Source organism: Massilia niastensis DSM 21313, from assembly GCF_000382345.1.
Taxonomy (GTDB): Bacteria; Pseudomonadota; Gammaproteobacteria; order Burkholderiales; family Burkholderiaceae_D; genus Telluria; species Telluria niastensis.
Map to the genome: position 1 here is coordinate 1 of NZ_KB908132.1, position 23,229 is coordinate 23,229.

The 23,229-nt window shown below is 68.2% G+C and carries 20 protein-coding genes; 9 read left to right on the top strand and 11 right to left on the bottom strand.

Translation table 11 applies throughout. The features are described 5' to 3' along the window. Nucleotides 1-542 (bottom strand): dioxygenase family protein (locus H162_RS0124135; protein WP_020656061.1); only part of this gene is annotated, 542 nt, incomplete at its 3' end. A 27-nt stretch (nt 543-569) separates the two neighbouring features. Next, nucleotides 570-1,679, bottom strand: a complete 1,110-nt coding sequence (locus H162_RS0124140; protein ID WP_020656062.1) for a muconate/chloromuconate family cycloisomerase — start codon at nt 1,677-1,679, stop codon at nt 570-572. Between the two features lie 102 nt (nt 1,680-1,781). Between H162_RS0124140 and H162_RS0124145 the strand changes: the two genes are divergently transcribed. Further along, on the top strand, nt 1,782-2,696 hold the full coding sequence (locus H162_RS0124145; protein WP_020656063.1) for a LysR family transcriptional regulator: 915 nt from the start codon (nt 1,782-1,784) through the stop codon (nt 2,694-2,696). A gap of 266 nt (nt 2,697-2,962) precedes the next feature. Then, entirely contained in the window at nt 2,963-4,117 is a 1,155-nt protein-coding gene (gene glf, locus H162_RS0124150) for a UDP-galactopyranose mutase (RefSeq protein WP_026355034.1), read from the top strand. A gap of 45 nt (nt 4,118-4,162) precedes the next feature. Here the strand turns inward: glf and H162_RS0124155 are convergent, their stop codons facing one another. Continuing rightward, complete coding sequence (locus H162_RS0124155) at nt 4,163-5,230, bottom strand: ABC transporter substrate-binding protein (RefSeq protein ID WP_020656065.1); 1,068 nt, start codon at nt 5,228-5,230, stop codon at nt 4,163-4,165. Nucleotides 5,231-5,477: 247 nt separating this feature from the next. Here H162_RS0124155 and H162_RS0124160 point away from each other — a divergent pair, with 247 nt between their 5' ends. Continuing rightward, nucleotides 5,478-6,506 carry an ABC transporter substrate-binding protein gene (locus H162_RS0124160; RefSeq protein ID WP_020656066.1) on the top strand — a complete coding sequence of 343 codons (1,029 nt, stop codon included), beginning with the start codon at nt 5,478-5,480 and terminating at the stop codon, nt 6,504-6,506. 18 nt (nt 6,507-6,524) lie between these two features. On the opposite strand, the gene H162_RS31770 is transcribed toward H162_RS0124160, so the two are convergent. Further along, a complete protein-coding gene (locus H162_RS31770; RefSeq protein WP_020656067.1) occupies nt 6,525-7,748 on the bottom strand; it encodes a sigma-54 interaction domain-containing protein in 1,224 nt (407 codons plus the stop codon). An 81-nt stretch (nt 7,749-7,829) separates the two neighbouring features. After that, nucleotides 7,830-8,411 carry an NADPH-dependent FMN reductase gene (locus tag H162_RS31775; RefSeq protein ID WP_020656068.1) on the bottom strand — a complete coding sequence of 194 codons (582 nt, stop codon included), beginning with the start codon at nt 8,409-8,411 and terminating at the stop codon, nt 7,830-7,832. A 183-nt stretch (nt 8,412-8,594) separates the two neighbouring features. On the opposite strand from H162_RS31775, the gene H162_RS31780 reads away from it, so the two are divergent. Together H162_RS31780 and H162_RS0124180 are read left to right on the top strand one after the other, a co-directional pair. Next, nucleotides 8,595-9,677 carry an ABC transporter substrate-binding protein gene (locus H162_RS31780; RefSeq protein WP_020656069.1) on the top strand — a complete coding sequence of 361 codons (1,083 nt, stop codon included), beginning with the start codon at nt 8,595-8,597 and terminating at the stop codon, nt 9,675-9,677. Between the two features lie 194 nt (nt 9,678-9,871). Continuing rightward, nucleotides 9,872-10,774 (top strand): c-type cytochrome, encoded by a 903-nt coding sequence (locus H162_RS0124180; protein WP_020656070.1) that lies wholly within the window; start codon nt 9,872-9,874, stop codon nt 10,772-10,774. Between the two features lie 22 nt (nt 10,775-10,796). On the opposite strand, the gene H162_RS0124185 is transcribed toward H162_RS0124180, so the two are convergent. Then, on the bottom strand, nt 10,797-11,231 hold the full coding sequence (locus tag H162_RS0124185; protein ID WP_156885781.1) for a hypothetical protein: 435 nt from the start codon (nt 11,229-11,231) through the stop codon (nt 10,797-10,799). A gap of 548 nt (nt 11,232-11,779) precedes the next feature. On the opposite strand from H162_RS0124185, the gene zwf reads away from it, so the two are divergent. After that, nucleotides 11,780-13,246: a glucose-6-phosphate dehydrogenase gene (gene zwf / locus H162_RS0124190; protein ID WP_026355035.1), complete on the top strand. Its 1,467-nt coding sequence runs from the start codon at nt 11,780-11,782 to the stop codon at nt 13,244-13,246. A gap of 67 nt (nt 13,247-13,313) precedes the next feature. Here zwf and H162_RS0124195 read toward each other — a convergent pair whose 3' ends face one another. The 3 genes from H162_RS0124195 to H162_RS0124205 form a co-directional block, all read right to left on the bottom strand. Further along, complete coding sequence (locus H162_RS0124195; RefSeq protein ID WP_020656073.1) at nt 13,314-15,488, bottom strand: glycoside hydrolase family 3 C-terminal domain-containing protein; 2,175 nt, start codon at nt 15,486-15,488, stop codon at nt 13,314-13,316. Nucleotides 15,489-15,622: 134 nt separating this feature from the next. Continuing rightward, nucleotides 15,623-16,048: a DoxX family protein gene (locus H162_RS0124200; protein WP_020656074.1), complete on the bottom strand. Its 426-nt coding sequence runs from the start codon at nt 16,046-16,048 to the stop codon at nt 15,623-15,625. Between the two features lie 192 nt (nt 16,049-16,240). After that, nucleotides 16,241-17,968, bottom strand: coding sequence for an FAD-dependent oxidoreductase (locus H162_RS0124205; protein WP_026355036.1), 1,728 nt, complete (start codon nt 17,966-17,968; stop codon nt 16,241-16,243). A 292-nt stretch (nt 17,969-18,260) separates the two neighbouring features. Here H162_RS0124205 and H162_RS0124210 point away from each other — a divergent pair, with 292 nt between their 5' ends. Then, on the top strand, nt 18,261-18,962 hold the full coding sequence (locus tag H162_RS0124210) for a type 1 glutamine amidotransferase domain-containing protein (protein ID WP_020656076.1): 702 nt from the start codon (nt 18,261-18,263) through the stop codon (nt 18,960-18,962). Nucleotides 18,963-18,984: 22 nt separating this feature from the next. Here H162_RS0124210 and H162_RS31785 read toward each other — a convergent pair whose 3' ends face one another. Further along, a complete protein-coding gene (locus H162_RS31785; protein ID WP_051109992.1) occupies nt 18,985-19,452 on the bottom strand; it encodes a DUF2721 domain-containing protein in 468 nt (155 codons plus the stop codon). Nucleotides 19,453-19,682: 230 nt separating this feature from the next. Between H162_RS31785 and H162_RS0124220 the strand changes: the two genes are divergently transcribed. After that, nucleotides 19,683-21,611, top strand: a complete 1,929-nt coding sequence (locus H162_RS0124220; protein WP_020656078.1) for a hypothetical protein — start codon at nt 19,683-19,685, stop codon at nt 21,609-21,611. Between the two features lie 6 nt (nt 21,612-21,617). On the opposite strand, the gene H162_RS0124225 is transcribed toward H162_RS0124220, so the two are convergent. Next, nucleotides 21,618-22,511 (bottom strand): LysR family transcriptional regulator, encoded by an 894-nt coding sequence (locus H162_RS0124225; RefSeq protein WP_020656079.1) that lies wholly within the window; start codon nt 22,509-22,511, stop codon nt 21,618-21,620. 104 nt (nt 22,512-22,615) lie between these two features. Here H162_RS0124225 and H162_RS0124230 point away from each other — a divergent pair, with 104 nt between their 5' ends. Beyond that, nucleotides 22,616-23,224, top strand: a complete 609-nt coding sequence (locus tag H162_RS0124230; RefSeq protein ID WP_020656080.1) for a glutathione S-transferase family protein — start codon at nt 22,616-22,618, stop codon at nt 23,222-23,224. Nucleotides 23,225-23,229: the final 5 nt, after the last annotated feature.

The following is a 23,229-nucleotide window of genomic DNA, read 5'->3' on the forward strand; positions in this document are numbered from 1 at the left end:
GCGTCGGTGATGATGGTGCGGCGCAGGTTGAAATGCGACTGGGTCTGGTCGAAGAACGAGTAGTTGCCCAGCAGGTTGGCGTGCCAGACTTCGACCTTGGCGCCCGGCAGCGGCTTGCCCGCGGCGTCGAACACGGTGCCCTGCATGAACACGATCTCGCCCTGCTCGCTCTCGGTGCCGTCGTCGAGGCGCGCAAAGCCGGTGCTTTCCGGCGCGCCGGCCACGTACAGCGGACCTTCGATGGTGCGCGGGGTGCCGCCTTCGATGCCGGCGCGGGCTTCGGCCTCGTCGGCGCGGATGTCCATGAAGCGCTCCAGGCCCAGGCCCGGGGTCAGCAGGCCCAGTTCGTTGGCCTTGCCGGCGTTGGTCAGGTACTCGAGGCCGGTCCAGAACTCGCTCGGCTGGATGTCCAGGTCTTCCATCGCCTTGCACAGGTCGCTCACAAGGCGCAGGACGACCTGCTGCACGCGCGGGTTGGCCGGGCGGATGGCCGAATCGACGATCCAGGTTTTGACGAGTTGGTCGATTTCTTGGTGAGTCATGCTTGTCTCCTTCAGTGAGTGGATGGTTTATTGACGGCGCAGGCGCTGCAGTTTGTCGCGGTCGATGCGCACCCCCAGTCCCGGCCCGGTCGGCACCTGCAACGCGAAGTCCTGGTAGACCAGCGGCTCTTCCAGCACTTCCTCGGTCAGCAGCAGTGGGCCGAACAGTTCGGTGTCCCAGGCCAGGTCGGCCCAGGTCGAGCACAGGTGGGCGCTGGCCGCGGTGCCGATGCCGCCCTCCAGCATGGTGCCGCCGTACAGGCCGATCCCCGCCAGCTGGGCCACGGCCGCCACCTGCTGCGCCGGGAACAGGCCGCCGCTCTGGGCGATCTTCACGGCGTACACGTCGGCGCCGTCGATGCGGGCGATGTTGTAGGCGTCCACCGGTCCATGCAGGGCTTCGTCGGCCATCACCGCGACGTCGAAGCGCGCGGCCAGGCGGCGCAGAGCGGCGCGGTTGTCGGCGCGCACCGGCTGTTCGATCAGGTCGACGCCGCCGGCTTCCAGGGCGGCGATGCCGCGCACCGCGTCGAGTTCGGACCAGGCCTGGTTGACGTCCACGCGCACGCTGGCGCGGTCGCCCAGGGCGCGCTTGATCGCCAGCACGTGGTCCACGTCTTCCTTCACGCTGCGCGCGCCGATCTTGAGCTTGAAGATGCGGTGGCGGCGCTTGTCCAGCATGGTCTCGGCCTCGGCGATGTCCTTGGCGGTGTCGCCGCTGGCCAGGGTCCAGGCGCACGGCAGCGCGTCGCGCACCCGGCCGCCGAGCAGTTCGCTCACCGGCACCCCGAGGCGCTGGCCCTGGGCGTCCAGCAGCGCGGTCTCGATCGCGCACTTGGCGAAGCGGTTGCCCTGGATGGTCTTGCGCAGTTTCGCCATCGCCAGGGCGACGCGGCCGGCGTCCATGCCGATGAGCAGCGGCGCGATATGGGTGTCGATATTCGCCTTGATGCTTTCCGGGCTCTCCTCGCCGTAGGCAAGGCCGCCGATGGTGGTCGCCTCGCCCCAGCCTTCGATGCCGTCGTCGCAGCGGATCCGGACCAGGACCAGCGTCTGCGTGTGCATGGTCGCCACGGAGAGCTTGTGCGGCCTGATCGTCGGCACGTCCACCAGCGTAGTTTCGATTTCCTGGATCATATTTAATTCATATAATGTGGTATGTGCGAACACGATATCCGCGAAATTCCGAGCGGTCCAACACTGAATTAGTATGGGTTCAATACCTTGGAGGTATGATTTATGGAATTGCGCCATCTGCGCTATTTCGTCGCCGTGGCAGACGAGAAGAACTTCACGCGGGCGGCCGAGCGCCTCAACATCGCGCAGCCGCCGCTGAGCCGGCAGATCCAGCAGCTCGAAGAGGAACTCGGGGTGGTATTGATCGAGAAAGGTTCGCGTCCGCTGCGCCTGACCGAGGCGGGCAAGTTCTTCCACGCGCATGCCCAGGAACTGCTGGACAAGGCGGCCGACCTGAAGGCGATGACCCAGCGCGTCGGCAAGATCGACCGCAAGTTCGCGATCGGCTTCGTGGCCTCGACCCTGTACGGCCTGCTGCCGGAGATCGTGCGGCGCTTCCGCGAACGCTACCAGACGCTGGACATCAGCTTCCACGAACTGGCCACGATCGAGCAGATGCAGGCGCTGAAGGACGGCCGGATCGATGTCGGTTTCGGCCGCCTGAAGATCGAGGACCCTGCCATCCGGCGCATCGTGCTGCGCGAAGAGGCCCTGATCGTCGCCCTCCCGGTCGGCCACCGGCTATCGAAGAACGAGGGGCCGATCCGGCTGTCCGACGTGGCGCAGGAAGCCCTGCTGGTCTACCCGAAGCAGCCGCGCCCCAGCTTCGCCGACCAGGTGCTGGCGATCTTCCGCGAGCGGATGCTGTTTCCGCAGAAGGTCATCGAAGTGCGCGAACTGCAGATCGCCATCGGCCTGGTCGGCGCCGGCCAGGGCGTGGCCATCGTGCCCAAGAGCCTGCAGGGCATGGTCAGGACCGACGTGGTCTACAGGTCGCTCGACGATCCGGGGGCGGTGTCGCCGATCACCTTCAACGTGCGGCAGATGGACCGTACGCCCGAACTGTCGAACATGCTCGACGTGATCTACGAGATCTACGACGAACTCGGAATCAGCCACGTCAAGCACGTCCTCTGACCCCGCCCGCGCCCGTTCGCCGTCTCCCTGACTGTGTGACGTATCGAACGGAGCGAAAGCCGACCGGCTCCTATAATCGCCGGTGACCCACGTGCACGCCCGGGGCCGCAGCTCCGCACACAGCCGGTTGCCTGCGCCGGCATGGGCTGTTGCGCCTGCACGCACCCGTGTCCAGGGCGCCGACGAGGGGAAAAGAGAGAGGGAAATCGCTACGACGGCTCCCGTATCGATCGAAAATGAGTGATTTCTACTATTTGGGTGGACAAATGAAAAGAAACATCGCAATTGTGGGTGCGGGATTCTCCGGCGCCGTGATCGCCAACCAGCTTGCGAGCGCGGGCCACCAGGTCGAGGTGTTCGAATCGCGCAACCACGTGGCCGGCAACTGCTATTCCGAACGCGACAGCGAGACCGGTGTCATGGTGCATCTCTACGGTCCGCACATCTTCCATACCGACATCGAGCGGGCCTGGGAATTCGTCAACCGCTACGCCGAATTCAAGCCCTATGTCAACCGCGTCAAGGCGATCACCAACAACCGCGTGTTCACGCTGCCGATCAACCTCCTGACCATCAACCAGTTCTTCGGCAAGACGATGCGTCCGGCGGAAGCCCAGCAATTCCTGGCTTCGCTGGGCGACAAGTCGATCGAGAATCCGACCACCTTCGAGGAACAGGCGCTGCGCTTCGTCGGCCGCGAGCTGTACGAAGCCTTCTTCAAGACCTATACCGTCAAGCAGTGGGGACTGCAACCGAGCGAGCTGCCGGCCAGCATCCTGAAACGCCTGCCGGTGCGCTTCAACTACGACGACAATTACTTCAGCCACAAGTACCAGGGCATGCCGGCCGAAGGCTATACCGCGCTGGTCGAGAACATCCTCGCCGTGCCCGGCGTGACCGTGCATTTGAACACCATGTTCGACCCGGCGCTCAAGTCGGACTACGACCATGTGTTCTACAGCGGGCCGATCGACGCCTGGTTCAAGCATGCGGAAGGCCGCCTGCCCTACCGCACGCTGGACTTCGAGACCTTCCGCGATAGCGGCGACTACCAGGGCAACGCGGTCATCAACTACTGCGACGACGCCAAGCCGTACACCCGCATCACCGAGCACAAGCACTTCTCGCCATGGGAAAGCCATGAGCGCACCGTGTGCTACATGGAGTACAGCCGGCAGTGCGGAGAGACCGACATTCCCTACTACCCGATCCGCCTGGCGCGCGACAAGCAGCAGCTCGAGAAGTACGTGAACCTGGCGCGCAAGGAGAGCAACGTGACCTTCGTCGGGCGGCTCGGAACCTATCGCTACCTCGACATGGACGTCACCATCAACGAGGCCTTGATCACGGCCGACAAATTCCTCGAGGCGGCCAGCAGCAAGGCGCGCATGCCGGCCTTCACCATCGATCCGCTGGCTTGATGCCCGCCGGAGCCCGCCGCTGCGGGCTCTTTCATCGCGCCGCGGTCACGCCGCCTTCGCCTGGCGCGCCAGCGCGGCCTCGAATGGCCGCGCTTCGATCCATGCGCGCACGTCCACCGCCGCCGGCAGGAAACCCCAGCGCAGCAGGAAGTCGCTGAAATCCTGCAGCCCCGCGATGTTCGCCTCCGACAGCGAGGTCTCGAGCCGCTGGTGCGCGTCGGCCCCATACGCCGCCGTCACCCAGTATTCGCTGGTATTCGATTCGCGCGCCAGGAAGCGCCGGGTATCGTCCGGATGCGCCTGGGCCCAGGCCTGGGCCCGCAGCACCTGGTCGACGATGTCCACCGCCACCTCGAAATGCCGCCCGATCAGCTGCGCATCCACCGTCAGCGCGCGCGGCGTGCCATTGTTGGAGCGCACCAGCGGATCCGGATGGATGCCGGTATCGATCACCGTATGCAGGCCGAACAGCTGCGCCAGGTGGGCCGCGCTCGCTCCCTTGAGGAAGATGGCGTCGACTTCGCCGCGCAGCAGTCCCACCAGTTCCGCCGCCTGCCCGCCGCTGCGCCGCTGGCCGCCGAACACATTGGTGCCGGCCACCCGCTCGGCCGGCGCATCGCTCTGGTCCTGCTCGATCACGTAGTCGACCAGCTGCACGTCGGCCACCTCCAGCCCTTCCAGCCGCAGCGCGTTCTCCAGCCCGCGGATCGCCTGCGCCCGCGCGAAGTCGATCTGGGCGTTGACCCACCTGGGCAGGCCGAAGCGCCGTCCCTTCAGGTCGCGCGGGCTGCGGATGCCGCTGCCCGGCAGGGTCAGGATGCGCTGGGTCTCGTCGGCCCAGGACAAGCCGATCAGGCGCGTGTCGCGGCCCGCCGCGCGCGCCCAGACGGCCGGGATGTTGCCGCCGTGGCGCACCGAGTTCTGCAGGGTGTGGTCGAAATGCGATTCGCGCACGGCGCGCTCGTTCGACTCGCGCAGCGACTTGACCGCGGTGCCCCTGGCGCCCAGCGCCTGTTCCAGCCAGCCCTGCTGCACCGCGATGCCGAGCGCGGTCGGCACCGGGCAGCGGGTGTACCACAGGGTGTCGAGCTGGTTGACGGTGTCTTGACTCATAGGATGTTCTCCTCAGGTTGATGGGCCGCTGCCGGCACGGCGTCCTCCGGTAGCTCGCAAGACACGTGCCAGCCTCCGCCGCCGGCCGGCTGCTGGGCTGCTAGCAGCCGATGCTGGCGCCGCAGCAACCCGCCGCCCGCGCTGCGCCAAAGCCAGCATGTCGCGCCCGGAATCGCCCGGTACGCTTCCTGCATCGGAGTGCGGGAACCGGGAATTCCCGGCCCGACCACCGAAGGAGCCGACTTACATGAGCATCGACACGATCTGGTTTACCCGCTGCCCCGTCCCCACCGCCACCGGCCTGGCCTACAAGCTTGGCTGGCTGGAGCAGGAATTCGCGCGCGACGGCATCGCCCTCAAGACCTTGCAGGAAACCGGCGGCGAACTGGCGCGCCATCACTACGAGCACGGCCTGCCCACCCTGATCCGCGAAGGCGGCAACCTGCTCGCGCTGCCGGCGCGCGCCCAGGGCGCCGACACCCGCCTGGTCGGCCTCACCTGGATCGACGAGTGGCAGACCATCCTGGTCCGGCCGGGATCCGGCATCCGCCAGCCGGCCGACCTGAAGGGCAAGCGCCTGGCGCTGCCGGTGTTCCGCCGCATCGACATCGAGGAGAACAGGCGCGGGCGCAGCATCGCACGCGGCATGAGCCTGGCGGGCTACCACGGCGCGCTGGCCAGCGCCGGCCTGGGCCTGGACGACGTGATCCTGGAAGAAGTCGGCAGCCCGGAAGCGCCGCCGCCGGGCGCCGGCTTGTGGCAAGGGATCGCGGCGCTGGCGCGCGGCGATGTCGACGCCGTCTATGTGAAAGGCGCGGCGGCGGTCGATGCCGCGCGCGCGGCCGGCGTCGAAGTCGGGATCGACCTCGACGCCCTGCCCGGGCGCCGCTTCCGCGTCAACAACGGCACCCCGCGGCCGATCACCGTGCATCGGGACTTCCTCGAACACCATTTCGAACTCGTGGTGCGCTTCCTGGCGCAGACCCTGCGCGCCGCCGAGTGGGCGCGCAGCCATCGCGCCGAGGTGCTGGCGATCCTGCAGGCGGAAACCCAGGCCGGCGGCGACGCCGTGGCCACCGCCTACCGCGAGGGCTTCCATGCGGCGCTGGCGCCGGACCTGTCCGAGGAACGCCTGGCGCTGTTCGAGCAGCAGAAGAACTTCCAGCTGGCGCACGGCTTCCTCGACCGCGACGTCGACGTGCGCGCCTGGGCCGACCACCGGCCGCTGGCGGCCGCCCACGCGCTGCTCGGGACCGCCGTGGACCTGGCGGCCTAAGGAGCGCGCCGGCCGGCGTCAGGACAGGACGCCGGCCTTTTTCAGGTAAGTGCGCAGGACGTTGCGGCTGATGTTCAGGTAGCGCGCCGTGCGCAGCTGGTTGCGGTCGCTGCTTTCCCACGCCGCCAGCACCAGTTGCAGCTGCAGGGCCTCGAAAGTGATCTGCTCGCCCGAGTCGAGCAGCGCCTGCCAGGCGGCATGGAAGCGCTCGGATTCGCGCACCGGCGCGATCCCGGGCTCGGGTTCGGAGAGCGGCAAGGGCGCCGGCGCGGCCAGGCAGGCCGGCATGGCCGGCGCGAGCGGCGTGGCAATGGGTGCGGCGAACGGCGCAGGAATCGGTGCGGACGTCGGCGCAACCGCGGCCATCAGCGGCGACAGGCTCAGGTCGGCCGCGGTGACGCGCCCGTTGCGGCACACCAGCAGCGCGCGGTGGATCACGTTCTCCAGTTCGCGGATGTTGCCCGGCCACGGATACTGGCGCAGCGCCAGTTCGCCATCCGGCGACAGCGACACCTCGCCCAGGTGCAGGCGCTCGGCGTAGGTCTGCAGGAAGTGGCGGGTCAGCGGCATCACGTCGCCCGGCCGCTCGCGCAGCGGCAGCAGCGGCAGCGAGATCACCTGCAGGCGGTAATACAGGTCTTCGCGGAAGCGCCCCGCCCTTACCGCCCCGGCCAGGTCGACGTTGGTGGCGGCCATCAGGCGCACGTCGATCGGCAGCGCCTGGCGCGAACCGAGGCGCACCACTTCGCGCTCCTGCAGCACGCGCAGCAGCTTGACCTGCATCGGCATCGGCAGGTCGCCGATCTCGTCGAGGAACAGGGTGCCGCCGTTGGCGGTCTCGAACCACCCGGGCTTGGCCCCCACGGCGCCGGTGAAGGCGCCCTTCTCGTAGCCGAACAGTTCGCTCTCGATCAGGGTCTCGGAAAACGCGCCGCAGTTGATCGCGACGAACTTGCCCGCGCTGCGCCGGCTGAGGGCGTGCACGTGGCGGGCGATCAGTTCCTTGCCGGTGCCGGTCTCGCCGGTGATCAGGATCGTCGCCTCGCTGGGCGCCACCCGTTCGATCAGTTCCTGCAGCGCGCGCGAGCGCGGATCGGCGAACACGAAGGCGGTCGCGCGCACCAGCAGGCTGGTTTTCGGCGCATTCGGAAAGGCGACCAGCGGTTCGGTGTCAAGGCCGCCGCGCGCCAGGCGGGCGCTGCGGGCAAACTCGGGAGGAAGGTGTTGGGCGGTCAGGTTCATGCCTCGACTATAGTTCGGCGACGCCCTCGCGTGAACGAATAGTGCAACGCAAGCTTATCCGTATTACGCATAAGCGGGGCTTCAGGCCGGCGCCAGCGCATGCAGCGACAGCGCGAACCCGGCCACGGTATCGGCCAGCTCCGCGCGGCGTGCCGGATCGCCCACGCGGTTGCGCGCATCGAAGGCGTCGGCGGCCAGCGGCAGCACGAACTGGCGCCCGTAGGGCAGCGCCTTCAGGTTCAGGAACTGCTGGCGCAGCTGCTGCAGGCCGGCCGTGCCACCCGAGCGGCCGGCCACCGCGGACAGCAGCAGCACCGGCCGCCCGGCGAACACCGCGTGCCGCTCCTGGCCCAGCGCGGGACGCGACAGCCAGTCCAGCGCATTCTTGAGCACGGGCGGGAAGAAGCCGTTGTATTCCGGCGACGCGACGATCAGCGCCTCGTGCTGCGCGAACAGCGCACGCAGGCGCAGCATCGCCGGCGGCAGGCCCTGGACCTCGAGGTCGGCGTCGAACAGCGGCAACGGATAGTCGCGCAAGTCGATCCAGGTGACGCTGGCGTGGGCCGCCACGGCGGCGTGGGCGGCGGCGCGCGCCAGCTTCTTGTTGGCCGAATCGCGGCGGGTGCTGCCGGCAAAGGCAAGGATGCGGGGGGTGTGGCTCATGAGGCTCTCCGTTTGGCTGATCCCTGTTCAGCTGCAGGTTCCATGCCACCGCCAGCACGCCGCAACCGGGCCGGCATTGCGCACTACCCAGCAGCGACTGCGCAATAGCCAGCAAACCCGCGCCGTTTGTGCTGGCCCGGCGCTTGCTTCCACCAGGAAGATCACCAACCCTGGAACCGACACATGACTTCACCACAGAACTCCCCGATCCAACTCTGGTACAGCCACCGGGGCGGCGCCACGGCGACCGGGCTGGCCGTGCGCACCGGCCTGCTGCATGCGGAATTCGCATCCGGCGCCATCACGCTGCGGGCGCTGGAGGAAGCGGCCAGCCGCGACATCCGCCTGTCCTATTACCACCACGGCCAGACGGGCCTGATCCGCGAGGGCGGCAACGTGCCGGCGATCTGGGCCCGTTCCGAAGGCCAGGGCGCCGTGGTGGTGGCCATCACCTGGGTCGACGAGTACCAGGGCATCCTGGTGCGGCGCGACAGCGGCATCCGCGACCTGGCGGACCTGAAGGGCAAGCGCCTCGGCCTGCCGCTGCGCCGGCGCGCGCTGGTCGACATCGGGCGCGCCGGCGCCCAGAAGGGCTTCGCCACCGCGCTGGCCGCGGCCGGACTCGATCCGCGCCGGGCGCGCTGGACCCACATCGAATCGCCCGATTTCGAATACCCGCAACGCAATGCGGGCCGCGACATCGAACGCGAGGCGCTGCGCTCCGGCTATGTGGACGCCGTGTTCCTGCGCGGCGCCCAGGGCTACGCCGCCGCACGCGACCCGGCGCTGCGCGAACTGGCCGACCTGAACGGCCTGGACGATCCCCTGCTGCGGGTCAACAACGGCACCCCCAGGCCGGTCACGGTGGATCGCGCCTTCCTCGCCCGCCATCCCGGCATCGTGCGCCGCTACCTCGCCGTGCTCGCGCGCGCCGCGCACTGGGCGCGCGACAATCCGGACCGGGTGGCGGCGCTGGTCGCCCTCGAGAATCCCGGCTACACGGCGGACGAGGTCGCGGGCGCCCACGGTCCGCTGCTGCACCGCAGCCTGATGCCGGCGCTCGGCCCCGTGCAGGTTGCCGGCCTGGCCGCCCAGAAGGACTTCCTGCTGGACTGGGGCTACATCCGCCACGACTTCGCCGTCGAGGACTGGACCGACCCGGCGCCGCTGGCCGACGCCCTCCAGGCCGTGCACCAGCTTCCCCTCCACGGCGCGCCGCCCGCCGCACGCCACGCGCAAGCCAGGCAGCAGGTCCACCTCCACTGAAAGCCGGGCCCGCGCTGCCGCAAGCGCCGGCGGCGCGAATGGCCCACGCCGAAAAGCGACAAATGCACCACGCATGGGGGCATTTTTCCGCCAACACTGCCGCGGCAGTCTCTTATACTAAGGTCACCCCATCCGCAGAGGCCCTGGCGCCTGGGCCTCCCGGCCGGCATCTCGCGTCGTCAAGGAAGACCAACATGAACAAATGGATCAAGCGCAGCGCCATCGGTATCGGGGCGCTGGTCGCGGCAGCCGGACTCGCCGTCGCCGGCGGCCTGTACCTGGCCGAACGGAAGATGACGCGCGCGGTGCACGTGGCCGTGACCCCGGTCCAGCTCGACAGCAGCACCGCCACCCTGGAGCACGGGCGCTACCTGTTCAAGGCGCGCGGCTGTGCGCACTGCCATGGCGACAACGGCGGCGGACACGAGGTCTTCAACGGCGACGGCATGCGGGTGGTGGCCCCGAACATCACCACCGGCCAGAACGGCGTGGTCGCCGACTACACAAGCGAGGACTGGGTGCGCGTCCTGCGCCATGGCCTCAAGCCCGGCGGCCAGCCGGTCCTGATCATGCCCAGCGAGGACTGGGCGCGCATGAGCAACCAGGATGCGGGCGCCCTCATCAGCTACGCGCAGCAACTGCCTCCGGTCAGCGGCGACAGCGCCGTCATCGAACTGCCGCTGCCCGTCAGGCTGCTGTACGCGGCAGGCATGATCGAGGACGCCGCCGCCAAGATCGACCACAGCCTGCCGCCGCCGGCGCCGGTCGCGGCGACCGTGTCGCTGGAACACGGCAAGTACCTGGCCAACATGTGCATGGGCTGCCATGGCGCCGGCCTGAGCGGCGGCAAGATTCCGGGCGCGCCGCCAGCCTGGCCGGCGGCGCCGAACCTGACGCCCGGCCCGGGCTCGGTCCTGCCCCGCTACGAAACGGTGGAAGCGTTCCGGACCATGATGCGCAGCGGCCGGCGGCCGGACGGCAGCCCGGTCGACAGCGCCATGCCCTTCGATGTGCTGCGCAGCATGAACGACACCGATCTCGACGCCATGTTCTATTACTTCAAGTCCATGGCCCCGGTAAAGGACGGGCAGCGCTGAAGCGCCGGAAAGGACCGCACGCTCAGCGGTGCGCCAGCAGGGTGAGCAGCGCGCCGGCCGGGCCCGCGTCCGACAGCAGGTGCGCCGGCATCGTCACCGTCGCCGTGATCCGCGGCGCGGACGACGTCTCCGGATCGTCGATCACGATCCGCAGCGGCTTGCCCAGCGCCACGAATTCATACGGCGACAGCGCCACCAACTGCAGTTTGCCGATACCCTCGACCCTGGCATACATGCGGTTCCCCCATGTGCTCAGCTGCATGCTGCGGCCGTCGGACAGGGTATAGTCGCCCTTGACCAGGTCGAACTCGTCGTACCACATGTTCCGCAGCTGGGCCGGCGGCGCGAAGCGGTCGGCCATTGCCCTCACCGTCACCTGTTCCGCCGGTTGACCGGTCTGTGCAGCCGCCGCCGCGCTGAGCGCGCAAGCGGCCCCAGCGAGTATGAAACGCTTCATGATGTCCTCCCGTGTGGCTGCAGCCACACTGCTGCAGCGCTATTTTGAGTATAGGCAGGGGGCCCCGGGATGCGAGGACTTTCGCGGTTCCGGCGGCGCGCTGCGCCCCCCCGGGCGGAGGGATGTTTCCGATGTGGAAAATGGCATTTCCTAACTGTCAATCCATTATCGGCTATAGTAAGCTGATACGACGCAGCGAACGGACCCTCGAACAGCCATCCCAGGCTATCCGCGCCCTCCCTTCGCCCGGCACCATTCGATGACAAATACTGCTTATGCGCCACCGCGCCAGCCCCATGCCTGTGTTATCCGTCCGGACGGCCCGTTCCCGTCCGGCGCAGGCGCTTCCGGCCGGCCACAAGCCGGCCCCCACGGCACGCGCCCACCTTCGCCCTGCCGCCCTATCGATGACACTGACCGCGGATCCCCCGGGATTCCGCCGGCTCAGCGGCGCTCCGATCCTCCCGGCCTCGACGATGCCTTTAAGCGATCGTCCAGCGCCCAACGCCAGCTGAGCGACCTTTCAACTTCTTTTTCGCACAATTGAAATGACCTCCCCGACAGAGTTTGATACCGGCCTTCCCCTCGATATGATCATCTTCGGCGGCATGGGTGACCTGGCCATGCGCAAGCTGCTGCCTGCGCTCTACATGGCCTACCTCCACGGCAACCTGCCGGCGTCGACCCGCATCCTGTCCACCGGACGCCAGGAAATCGATCGCGAGGCCTACCTCGCCCACGTCGAACAGCACTCGCGGTCCTTCATCACCAGCGCCAACTTCAACGAGAAGACCTGGGACGGCTTCCTCAAGCTGCTCGAGTACGTCCGCCTCGACGTGCAGGCGGCGCCCGACTTCCAGGCCCTGGCCAGGGCATCGCGCGACGGCGCCCAGCGCGTGTTCTACCTGTCCACCGCGCCCGCGCTGTTCACCACCATCTGCGACAAGCTGGCCGACGCCGGACTGGTCGACGGGCATGCGCGCGTGGTGCTGGAAAAGCCGCTGGGTCACGACCTGGCCTCGGCCGTCGACATCAACGAAGCGGTGGGCAGGCATTTCGCCGAATCGCAGATCTACCGCATCGACCATTACCTGGGCAAGGAAACGGTGCAGAACCTGATGGTGCTGCGCTTCGGAAACTCGATCCTCGAGCCGCTGTGGCGTGCGCCGAACATCTCGAGCGTGCAGATCACGGTGGCCGAGGAAGTCGGCGTGGGCAGCCGCGCCGGCTTCTACGACGGCACCGGCGCCATGCGCGACATGGTGCAGAACCACCTGCTGCAGCTGCTGTGCATCGTCGCGATGGAGCCGCCCACCTCGCTGACCCCGGACGCGGTGCGCGACGAGAAGCTCAAGGTGCTGCGTTCGCTGCGCCGCTTCACCCTGGCCGACATCGCGCGCGACACGGTGCGCGGACAATACGCGCACGGCGTCAGCGGCAACCAGGAAGTGCCCGGCTACCTCGAGGAGCGCAACGTCCCGGCCGGCAGCAAGACCGAGACCTTCGTCGCGCTGCGCGCCCACATCGATACCTGGCGCTGGTCGAAGGTGCCGTTCTACCTGCGCACCGGCAAGCGCATGCAGCGCCGCTCGTCCAAGATCGTGGTCGAGTTCACCAACCCGCCCTTCCCGCTGTTCCCGGACGCGCCGGGCGGGGTCGCCAACCGCCTGGTGATCGAGCTGCAGCCGGAAGAAGCGATCAAGCTGCAGATCATGGCCAAGCAGCCCGGCAGCGGCATGCAGATGCAGCAGGTCGAGCTCAACCTCGACCTGCACTCGGCCTTCCAGCAGCGCCGCGCGGAAGCCTACGAGCGCCTGCTGATCGACGTGGTGCGCGGCCGCCTGACCCACTTCATGCGCCGCGACGAACTGGAAGCGGCCTGGGAATGGGCCGATCCGATCATCAACGGCTGGGGCGTGCTGGACGAGAAGCCGCATACCTATGCGGCCGGATCGTGGGGTCCCGCGGAGTCGTTCGCGCTGCTGGCGCGTGATGGGTTCAGCTGGGTCGAGTAAGCGCCGATCCCTTCCAGGGGCCGGACCGCGCCGCGTGCGGAGTCCGGCCCCTGCCGTTTCCAGCCCCCTACTCGGCGCGCACCTCGACGGAGCCGGAAAGGCGGATCGCAGCCGACGATTCGCCGACCATCAGCCTGACCCGCCCGGCCTCGAGCTCGAACGCCCCGCGTCCGGCATCCCAGTACGCCAGCTGGCTCGCCTTCACCGGAATGCGCACGGTGCGCCGTTCGCCCGGCTGCAGGCTCACGCGCTGGAAGCCCACCAGGGCCTGTTTCGGCCGCTGCACCTTCGACGCCGGATAGGCGGCATACAGCTGCACCACGCTGTCGCCCGCGCGCTTGCCGGTGTTGCTCACGTCCACCTCGACGTTGACCGTGCCGTCCCGACCCAGCACCGGCGCATCGGTGCGCAGGTTCGCGTAGCCGAAGCTGGTGTAGCTCAGGCCATGCCCGAAGGGGAACAGCGGCGGGTGCTTCGCGTACATGTAGGTGCGGCCGTGGCGGATGTCGTAATCCATCATCGGCGGCACATGCTCCATCGATGCCGGCCAGGTGGACACCAGCCTGCCGCCCGGGTTGTAGTCGCCGAACAGGACCCTGGCCAGCGCGGTCCCCTGGTCCTGCGACGAGTGCGCCATCTGCAGGATCGCCGGCACATGCCGCTTCGACCAGTTGATGGTGTACGGGAAGCTCGACACCAGCACCATCACCGTCTTCGGATTGGCCGCCAGCACCTTCCTGACCAGCTCTTCCTGTCCCAGCGCCAGGGTCTCGCGGTCGCGTCCTTCGCGGCCGTCGCCCGGGTCGAGGCAGGGCCTGGTGCCGTTGTCGGTCCAGTCGGTGGCCATGTTCGGGCCGCAGGTCGGGTCGTTCCCGACCAGGACCACCGCCACGTCCGACGCGCGCGCCGCCATGGCCGCCGCATCGGCGCCGTCGTGGGGCGCGTAGTTGACCGCCACCTCCGGCCCGACGGCCGCCCTGATCCCTTCCAGCGCCGTCACCGTGTACGGCGGCAGGCCGCCATACCAGTCCCAGCGCACGCTGTCGGCATGGGGACCGATCACGGCGATGCTGCGGATGCCGGTCTTCGACAGCGGCAGCGTGGCCTTGGCATTCTTCATCAGGACGATCGACTCGAGCGCCATCCGCAGCGAGACCGCCTTGTGCGCCTCGCTCGCCCAGGGTTCCGGGCCATCCTTGATCGCCGCGTAGGGATTGCCCTCGGGCGGATCGATCAGGCCGAGCCGCAGCGTGACGCGCAGCTTGCGCGCCAGCGCCTCGTCCAGTTCCGACTCGCTCACCGTGCCATCCGCGATGGCCGCGCGCAGTTCGTCCTTGTAGGTGTCGAGATACTGGTTGATGCCCGACTTGAGCCCCGCCACCGCGGCTTCCTTCTGGCCCGGGAAGATCCCGTACCACTTGACCAGGTTGCCGATCGCGCCGCCGTCGCTCGATACCACCTCCGCGCCCCACTTGCCGATCACCAGGTCCTTGAGGATGGGATGCAGGTGCAGCGGCTTGCCGTTCCAGGCGTTGTAGGCGGCCATCACGCCGCGCGCACCGCCCTCCTCGAAGCTCATGCGGAAAGGCACGGAATAGTATTCCCAGAACAGGCGCTCATCGAAGTCGGACGAGGAATTGCTGCGCAGGTTCTCGTTGCTGTTGGCGAGGAAGTGCTTGAGCAGTGCGGCGCCGCGCCAGTACTTCGGGTGCTCGCCCTGCAGTCCCCGGGTGAAGGCGACCGACATGCTGCCGGCCAGGAAAGCGTCCTCGCTGTACACCTCTTCGCCGCGGCCCCAGCGCGGATCGCGCGCCAGGTCGGCCTGCGGTCCCCACTGCATCAGGACCGGGTGGCCGTACTTCGCGCTCTGGGTGATGTAGCGCGCCTCGGTGGACTGCACCTCGGCCGCCTGGCGCACCAGTTCCGGGTTCCAGCTGGCGCCCATGCCGGGCGGCTGCGGGAACTGGGTGGTGGTGATGGCGGCCCGCTTCTTCTGCGGGTCGCCGCGCCGCACGATGCCATGGATGCCCTCGGTGCTGCCGAAGCTCGGGATGCCCAGGCGCGGCACGGCCGAATTGGTCGACAGCGCCTCGATCTTCTCGTCGACCGTCATCAGCGACAGGATGTTGGCGATGCGCGCGTCGGCCGGCAGGCTGGTGTCGCGGAACGGATAGGCGGCCGCCCCGGCATGGCCGGCGGCCAGCGCCACCGCCAGGACGATGACGCGCAGGGATGTGTTCATCCGGTTTCTTTGCATGGTGTCTCCTCCATTGTCCGTCCACGCCCGTGGACGTGCCGAGGATGATAACCCAACAGTGAAATCGATTTCAGCAATTGCCGGAATTTTTCGCCAGGCCCGTCCGCGGTGCGCCGGACTCAGTTGAAGCGCCCGTGCAGGCCGCCGATGCTGTAGCGGCCCGCCCCCAGGAAGACCAGCACGATCGCCGTCCCGAAGAACATGCCCTGCAGCTCCAGCGCCCAGCCGCCGCTCTTGGACAGCGTGAAGAATTCGCTGGTATGCACCAGCATCACCGCCACGATCATGTTGATGGCGACGATCGCCGCCGCCAGGCGGGTGTACAGGCCGACCAGGATCAGGAAGGGCGCGACCACCTCCCCCACGTAGACCCCGTAGGCCAGGAAGGCGGGCAGTCCGGCCTTGGCCAGCATGCCCTCGATGGAGTCGACGCCGCCGAGGAGTTTCGACACGCCGTGGAACAGCAGCATGAACGCGAGCAGTGCGCGCAGGAGGAACTTGCCCTGGTCCTCGGTCGTCGCCCGTGTTTGATTGGGAGTCTCCATTCCGTCCTCGCATCGTGAGTGCCTGGGCCGCAGCCGTGGATGTCCGCCGCCGCCGGCCCGGCTCCGGGCGCCGGTCCCATGCAGCGTCGACGCGCCCGCCCGTGCGGCCGGAAAGGCAAGGAGCGCGCGTATTCGCCATGCTACCGCGCGCCGGCTTGACGCGGCGTCGCGCTGGCGCGGGCCATCGGCAGGCTAGCCGGAAGAAGGCGACGCCGCCTGCGCCTCGGCCAGGAATTCATGGATCTGGGCGACCACCGCCGCACCTTCTCCCACTGCGGCGGCCACCCGCTTGGTCGACTCGGCGCGCACGTCGCCGATCGCGAACACGCCCGGCACGCTGGTCTCCAGGGCCTTGCGCACGGCGGCCGACCCGATGGCCGCGACATTGCGCCCGGTGCAGATGAAGCCATTCCGGTCGACTTCGATACCGCTATCGCGCAGCCAGCCGGTATTCGGATCGGCGCCGATGAACAGGAAAACATGGCGCACCGCGAAGTCCCGCTCCTGCCTGCTGCGGATATCGCGCACCCGGACGGTCTGCAGGTCGCCCTCCTCGCCCACCAGTGCGGCGATGTCGGCATGGGCATGCAGTTCGATATTCGGGGTCGCCTCGATGCGGCTCACGAGGTAGCTCGACATGGTCTCGGCCAACCCGCCGCGCCTTACCAGCATGTGCACTTTCGACGCATGCCCGGCCAGGAAGACCGCGCCCTGGCCGGCCGAGTTCCCGCCCCCGACCAGGATGACCTCGCTTCCCTTGCACAGGCGCGCTTCGATCGGCGAGGCCCAGTAGTAGACGCCGCGCCCTTCGAAGCGCTTCAGGTTCGCCAGCGCCGGCCGGCGGTAGCGTGCGCCGCATGCCAGCACCACGGTCCTGGCGCGGACCTGTCCCAGGCCCTCGCACAGCACGACTTCCAGCGGACGGCTGGCCGGATTCAGGCCCGCCGCCGCGGCGGGGATGGCCACCTCGACGCCGAATTTCTCGGCCTGGACGTAGGCACGCCCGGTCAGCGCCCCGCCCGTGATGCCGGTCGGGAAGCCGAAGTAGTTCTCGATGCGCGCGCTCGCGGCGGCCTGGCCGCCATAGGCGCGGGTTTCCAGCGCCAGCACCGACAAGCCTTCGGAGGCGGCGTAGACCGCGGTTGCCAGTCCCGCCGGCCCGGCCCCGACGACCACGACGTCCCAGATCTTCGCGGGATCGGTGTCCTGGAACAGGCCGATGCAGCGCCCCAGCTCGACGAGCGACGGGTCCCTCTTGGGGGCGGCGCCGGGGCACAGGACCAGGGGCCAGTCCGCGGCCGTCGCGCCATGCAGCGCCGCCAGTCCGGCGGCGGCCGGATCCTGGGCCGGATCGTGCACGGTATAGGGGTGCCCGTTCGCCGATAGAAAACGCTCCAGCTCGCGCACCCGCGGGTGGCCGTGCGGCGCGACAATGACCGGGCCGCCCGAATTCTTCCGGACCAGGACGATGCGGCGCAGGATCATCGCCCGCACGATGCGCTCGCCGAGATCCGCCTGCGCGACCAGCAGCATGCGCAAGGCCTCCGGGCTCAAGGCCAGCGCGTCCAGCGTCCCCACCGCCCACGCGTCTTCCATGGCCGGACGGCCCACCAGCTGGCCCTCCTCGCCGCTGAACTGGCCGGGACCGAGGATGGCGATCAGGTCGCTGCTGCCGAAGCCGTCGTGGCGCCCGAGTGCGAGCCGGCCGCGCAGGATGAACAGGATGTCCGGCTTCGCCTGCCCGGCTGCGAATACCTGCTCCCCGTCGCGGAAATGGCGCTCTTCGCCGAAGCGCCCCGCCTGGCGCAGTTCGGCGTCGTTCAGCGTGGGGTAGATCTGCTCCCGGCGCTTCTCCAGGTTCTCGGTCGGCAAGGACGGCAAGTCGTCGCTCTCCGGCAAACGATACTGTTTCCTGCTCATGGCTGTTCCTCCCCATGCCGCCAAGATGTTCTTCTTTCCGGCGAATCCCAGTCCCCGGAGGGCGCCTCCTGGCGAAAGGGAGACCTTGCCCCATTACTTTCGCAAGACCATTTTTTCCCTGTTGAATCCACATCGGGTGAACCGTCGACTTTCCTGGCGCCGCCGCAGGCCCCTCGCAGGGATAATGGTGCCGCACATCCCATTCACTATACTGGTCCCCATTCGCCTCGCCTGGACGGCCTGGCGGTGGCAATGTTCGTCCTGTCGCATTTCCTGTTCACTGGAGAAGAAGATGAAGATCCTGCTCGTCCTGACATCGCACGACCAACTCGGCAACACTGGCCGCAAGACCGGCTTCTGGCTGGAAGAACTGGCCGCGCCCTACTACACCTTCAAGGATGCGGGCGTGGACCTCGTGCTGGCGTCCCCCAAGGGAGGCAAGCCGCCGCTGGACCCGAAGAGCAACGAGCCCGAGTTCCAGACCGACTACACGCGCCGCTTCGAAGCGGACGCCGATGCGATGGCGCAACTCGCCGATACGCTGCCCCTGGAGCGTGTCAGGCAGGAGGACTTCGACACCGTGTTCTATCCGGGCGGACACGGTCCGCTGTGGGACCTGGCGGAGGACCGCCACTCGATCGCACTGCTCGAGTCCTTCCTGGGCGCCGGCAAGCCGGTCGCGCTCGTGTGCCACGCCCCCGGCGTGTTGCGCCATGTGCGCACCCCGGATGGAAAGCCGCTGGTCGAGGGCAAGAAGGTCACGGGCTTCACCAACAGCGAAGAAGACGCGGTCGGCCTGACCGAGGTCGTTCCCTTCCTCGTCGAAGACGAACTCAAGGCCAAGGGAGGCCTGTTTTCCAAGGGCCCCGACTGGGCGTCCTACGTCCTGCGCGACGGTCTGCTCATCACCGGCCAGAATCCCGGTTCCTCGCTGGCCGCGGCGCAACTGCTGCTGGAACGCGTGAAATCGGGCGCGCCGTCCGGGGGCGCCTGATCCCTGCCTGCTTCGCGGGGCGTCAGCGCGGTCGAGACGTCCCGGGGGAACTGCAGGGGAGCCCTCTCTCCTGCTGCAGGCGCATGAAGCGCGAGGCGATGAGGATCTCGCGCAGGAAGTACACGAAGCTGCCGATCAGGTTCAGGATCGCGAACACGAAGCAGGCGGCAATGTACTGGTCGAGCGGCAGGTCGGTGGTGTCGCCCAGGAACAGCATCGCGATGACCACGCACACCAGCAGCCCGCAGGACGTACTGAAGGTGATCGAGCAGTTGATCAGGTGCGAGCGCTGGTGCAAGGTCTTGAGTTCGGCCGTGCATTCCTCGTCCGGGTGGAGCTTCAGGCGGTCGTCGAGCACCCGGGTACGGTCGATGATGCGCGCGAGCCGGTTGGTCAGGACCACCAGGATGGTTCCCACGCCGGCCAGGAGAAACACCGGCGCGATCGCCAACTGGATGACCTGACCGATATCGCTGATATGGATATTCATGATTCCCATTGTCCTCGTATGCCTGCCGCCAGTGTAGCAGCCGGCGCAGGCAATGATCGTCGCCCCCTCGGCGACTGACATTACGTTACACTCGATTATCGGCTTCATGAGATGCCGGCGGATGGCGCCCCAGGACCCCGGCGCGCAACTCCCTGCACCAGTACGACGATCGACACCCGGCTTTTCGGCTTCCTGCGCACGGTTGGCACGACGTGATGGAGAAAAGAGCGATGTGGAACGACATCTGGACCGGCCTGACATGGTTCGCGAAATCCTGTTTCGTATTCGCCATCCTTGCCATTCTCCTGCTGCCGGTTCTCTACATGACCGATCTGGGCGCCATGAAGCTGGTGATACCCGCCGGACTGAGCGACTCCTGGGTCGCGCTGGTGCTCCTGGCCCTGTCGCTGTTCCTGATTTACCTCGTCTGGCGCCTGCTGCGCGCGTTGCTGCTCAGGCCGTTCGGCTCCTGGGGCGTGTTTGGCGCCAGTACCGGCGCCCGCCTGCTCGCGCTGGGCATCACCGCGCTGTTCCTGCCGCGGGCGGTGGAAAGACTGGTGCTGCTGCCGCCGACCATCCTGTTCCGGATGGTGGAGAACCTGGGACGGCGCGCCACTGGCTTTTCCGTGACGGCCAGTGCGCGCTCAAACGATACCGTCGTCAACATCCAGGAGCCCGTGCTGCGCCTGGCCGCGGCGATACCCGAGATCCTGTCGGAGACCGCGCGCATCCTTACCCAGGCCTTCGACGGCGTACTGACGGCCGACATGGTCGTCGCCATCGCGCTCTGGCTATTGATCGGCAACTTGTTGAGTGCGGCTGCCCGGGACGGCGGCGCGAGCGTGGCGGGCTTGTCCGGCAACCGCCTGTCGCATTACGTGGCATCGATGTCGGCGGCACAGCGGCATGGACTGGTGTTGACCGCCGTATTCCTGGCGGGCGCCTACCTGAGTATCGCCGCGATCGTCGCCATTCCCTGGCTGCACGAAGAAAAGGTATCGCCCGGCTTGACGCAGGAAAGCCTGGTCAAGATCCTGGATCGCATACTTCCGGCCGCGTCGACGCTGGAAGCGGCCGAGAAAGGCGAGACTGCCGCCCGCGCCGATCCGCTGGCGCCATTGTCGGCGTACCTGGGCGACAAGACGAAGGCCGAGCAGCTCGCGCCCGAGACCGTGACCGCGCTCGAGTCGGCGATCCGCGATGCCAGGGACACGCGCGCCTACGCCCACCTGCGGCTCCAGCAACTGCCAGGCGAGATTGCGCAGCGCGTGGGCCAGATGCGCCAGGCGGCGATGAACGCCTTCGAGCTCGAGACCGCCACGCCGATGAGCAACCAGGAACGCGGCTTCTTCATGCGCCAGATCGAGCAGACCATCACGAACGACTACCGCCGCCTGGAGTACGCGCGCACGCAATGCGCCGCCGTGCTATCCGGCTTCGACCGCCAGCTGCGCGATACGGGCGAGATCCTGATCCAGGTCCTGGACCTGCAAAGCGCGGACCCGCAGATCAAGGCCAGCCAGCGATCGCGCGAACAGGAAGCGATCATCGTGCGGGCGATGACCTCCGAGGCCCGCGCGGCCGACTCCAGCCTCCGGAATGCCTGCGACACGCTCGATTTCCAGGGTTCCGTGTATACGGCGCCGGTCGCCGGGGCCGGGTGGGGACCGTTCGGCGCGGTCGCGCGCTGGCTGTTGCAGACCAAGTCGGTGGCGCTGGCCCTGATCACCGGCATGCTCGGTTTCGGCTTGCTGGGAGCGGCGATCGCCACCTTCGTGCGCGGCGGCCAGCAGCGCGGCAAGGTGTCGCTCACCGCGGAAGTGACCAGCGTGCTGATACGCGGCCTGTCGGCAGCCGTCGTGGTGTTTCTCGCGGTGAAGGGAGGACTGGCCGTGTTCTCGACCGGCGACGCCGAGCCGAACGCGTATGTGGTGTTCCTGACCTGCCTGGTCGGGGCCGTGTTCAGTGAAGACGTCTGGACCTGGGCGCGCACCAGGTTCCTCGACAGTTTCAGGCAGGACGCCGAACAGCCGGTCCGCAAGGAAACCATGGCCGAGACGATCGAGGAAACGCTGGCGGAACGTGGCGACCCATCCGAATCCCGGCAGCCCCCGGCGCCTCCCGCCTCCGCGCAGGCCAGGGAGCCTGGCCAGGCCTAGGGCCGCCTAGCAGATCAGCTTCAGCTGGGCGAATTCCTCGACCGCGAAATCGACGAAGGCGCGCAGCCGCGGCGCCATGTGCCGCGCGCTCGGCAGCACCAGGTGCACGGGCAGCGGCTGCGGCTCGTGATCGCGCAGCAGCCGCTGGAGCCTGCCCGCCTGCAGGTCCGGCGCCACCTGGTAGGACAAGGCGCGGGCGATCCCGAAGCCGGCGCGCGCCGCGTCCAGGATGGCTTCCACATCGTTGAGCTGCAGGCGCGGCGCGAAGCGGACCACATGCTCGCCGTCGTCCACCCGGTAGCGCCACTGCGCCACGCCGCGAATCCCGGTGGACAGGATCAACTCGTGCCCGGCCAGCGCCTCCGGCGTGCGCGGTTCGCCGCAGCGCTCCAGGTACGCCGGGCTCGCCACGGTGAAACGGCGCACCACGCCAAGCTTGCGCGCCACCAGTCCCGAGCTGTCGAGCGGACCGATGCGCAGGGCGAGGTCGATCCCGTTCTCGATCAGGTCCAGGTTGCGGTCGACCAGGTTCAGGTCGATCTGGATGTCCGGATAACGCGTCAGGAATCGCGTCACCACCGGCGCCACATGGCGCCGGCCGAACACCACGGGCGCGGTCATGCGCAACAGGCCGCGCGGCGGCGCCTCGCTGTGCTCCCGCACCGCGAGCTCGTACTGCGCCAGCACCTGGCGCGCCTGCCCGGCCAGGCGCATGCCTTCACTGGTCGGCGTCAGGCTGCGCGTGCTGCGTTCGAACAGCCGCACGCCCATGCGCTGTTCGAGCGACCCGAGCAGCCGGGTGACGGCCGATGCCGATCGCCTCAGCTTGTTCGCGGCCGCAGCCATGCTGCCCGCCTCGAAGACGGCCAGAAATACTTGCAATTCTTCCAAACGGTCCATGATTCTTGCATCGATCGGCAGACTGAATTGCCATTATTCCATATTCCGCAAGATGAACGGAGCGCCTACGATGAATGCCTCTCCACCCTTCATCGATTGCGAACATGGCCTCCTCCCCCCTGATCGTCCATGGCACCGCCCTGTCCGGACATACCCACCGCGTCGAACTGCTGATGCACCTGCTGCGTTTGCCGTTCCGCCGCATCGATGCGCCGGTGCCGGTCCGCCAGTCCGCCGCTTTCCTGAAGCTGAACCCGCTGGGGCAGATACCGGTCCTGCAGGACGGCGACCTCGTTCTGGCGGACAGCAACGCCATCCTGGTCTACCTCGCCCGGCGCTACGACCCGCAAGGCGCCTGGCTGCCGACCGGTCCGGTCGACGCCGCCCGCGTCCAGCGCTGGCTGTCGCTGGCCGCGGGCGAGATCGCCTTCGGTCCCGCCCGGGCGCGCATCGGCGCGCGCTTCGGCGGCACGGGGATGCCGGCGCCGCTCATGGCCACGCTGTCCGCCCGGGTGCTGGGATTCATGGACGGCGAGCTGGCGCAGCGCGATTTCCTGGCCGGCGCCGCGCCGACCATTGCCGACCTCGCCTGCTACACCTATGTCGCCCATGCGCCCGAGGGCGGGATCTCGCTCGAACCCTACCCGCAGGTCCGCGCATGGATCGCGCGCATCCAGGCATTGCCGCACTTCGTGCCGATGCCGCTGAACTAGGGAGC

Bases quoted from the DNA above. Each gene is read 5' to 3' on its own strand.
- H162_RS0124140 (WP_020656062.1), bottom strand. From the start codon at position 1,679: ATGATCCAGGAAATCGAAACTACGCTGGTGGACGTGCCGACGATCAGG.
- H162_RS0124145 (WP_020656063.1), top strand. From the start codon at position 1,782: ATGGAATTGCGCCATCTGCGCTATTTCGTCGCCGTGGCAGACGAGAAG.
- H162_RS31775 (WP_020656068.1), bottom strand. From the start codon at position 8,411: ATGAGCCACACCCCCCGCATCCTTGCCTTTGCCGGCAGCACCCGCCGC.
- H162_RS31785 (WP_051109992.1), bottom strand. From the start codon at position 19,452: ATGAATATCCATATCAGCGATATCGGTCAGGTCATCCAGTTGGCGATC.
- H162_RS0124220 (WP_020656078.1), top strand. From the start codon at position 19,683: ATGTGGAACGACATCTGGACCGGCCTGACATGGTTCGCGAAATCCTGT.
- H162_RS0124185 (WP_156885781.1), bottom strand. From the start codon at position 11,231: ATGAAGCGTTTCATACTCGCTGGGGCCGCTTGCGCGCTCAGCGCGGCG.
- H162_RS0124195 (WP_020656073.1), bottom strand. From the start codon at position 15,488: ATGAACACATCCCTGCGCGTCATCGTCCTGGCGGTGGCGCTGGCCGCC.
- H162_RS0124225 (WP_020656079.1), bottom strand. From the start codon at position 22,511: ATGGACCGTTTGGAAGAATTGCAAGTATTTCTGGCCGTCTTCGAGGCG.
- H162_RS0124230 (WP_020656080.1), top strand. From the start codon at position 22,616: ATGGCCTCCTCCCCCCTGATCGTCCATGGCACCGCCCTGTCCGGACAT.
- H162_RS0124210 (WP_020656076.1), top strand. From the start codon at position 18,261: ATGAAGATCCTGCTCGTCCTGACATCGCACGACCAACTCGGCAACACT.
- H162_RS0124180 (WP_020656070.1), top strand. From the start codon at position 9,872: ATGAACAAATGGATCAAGCGCAGCGCCATCGGTATCGGGGCGCTGGTC.
- H162_RS0124160 (WP_020656066.1), top strand. From the start codon at position 5,478: ATGAGCATCGACACGATCTGGTTTACCCGCTGCCCCGTCCCCACCGCC.
- H162_RS0124155 (WP_020656065.1), bottom strand. From the start codon at position 5,230: ATGAGTCAAGACACCGTCAACCAGCTCGACACCCTGTGGTACACCCGC.
- H162_RS31770 (WP_020656067.1), bottom strand. From the start codon at position 7,748: ATGAACCTGACCGCCCAACACCTTCCTCCCGAGTTTGCCCGCAGCGCC.
- zwf (WP_026355035.1), top strand. From the start codon at position 11,780: ATGACCTCCCCGACAGAGTTTGATACCGGCCTTCCCCTCGATATGATC.
- H162_RS0124200 (WP_020656074.1), bottom strand. From the start codon at position 16,048: ATGGAGACTCCCAATCAAACACGGGCGACGACCGAGGACCAGGGCAAG.
- glf (WP_026355034.1), top strand. From the start codon at position 2,963: ATGAAAAGAAACATCGCAATTGTGGGTGCGGGATTCTCCGGCGCCGTG.
- H162_RS31780 (WP_020656069.1), top strand. From the start codon at position 8,595: ATGACTTCACCACAGAACTCCCCGATCCAACTCTGGTACAGCCACCGG.
- H162_RS0124205 (WP_026355036.1), bottom strand. From the start codon at position 17,968: ATGAGCAGGAAACAGTATCGTTTGCCGGAGAGCGACGACTTGCCGTCC.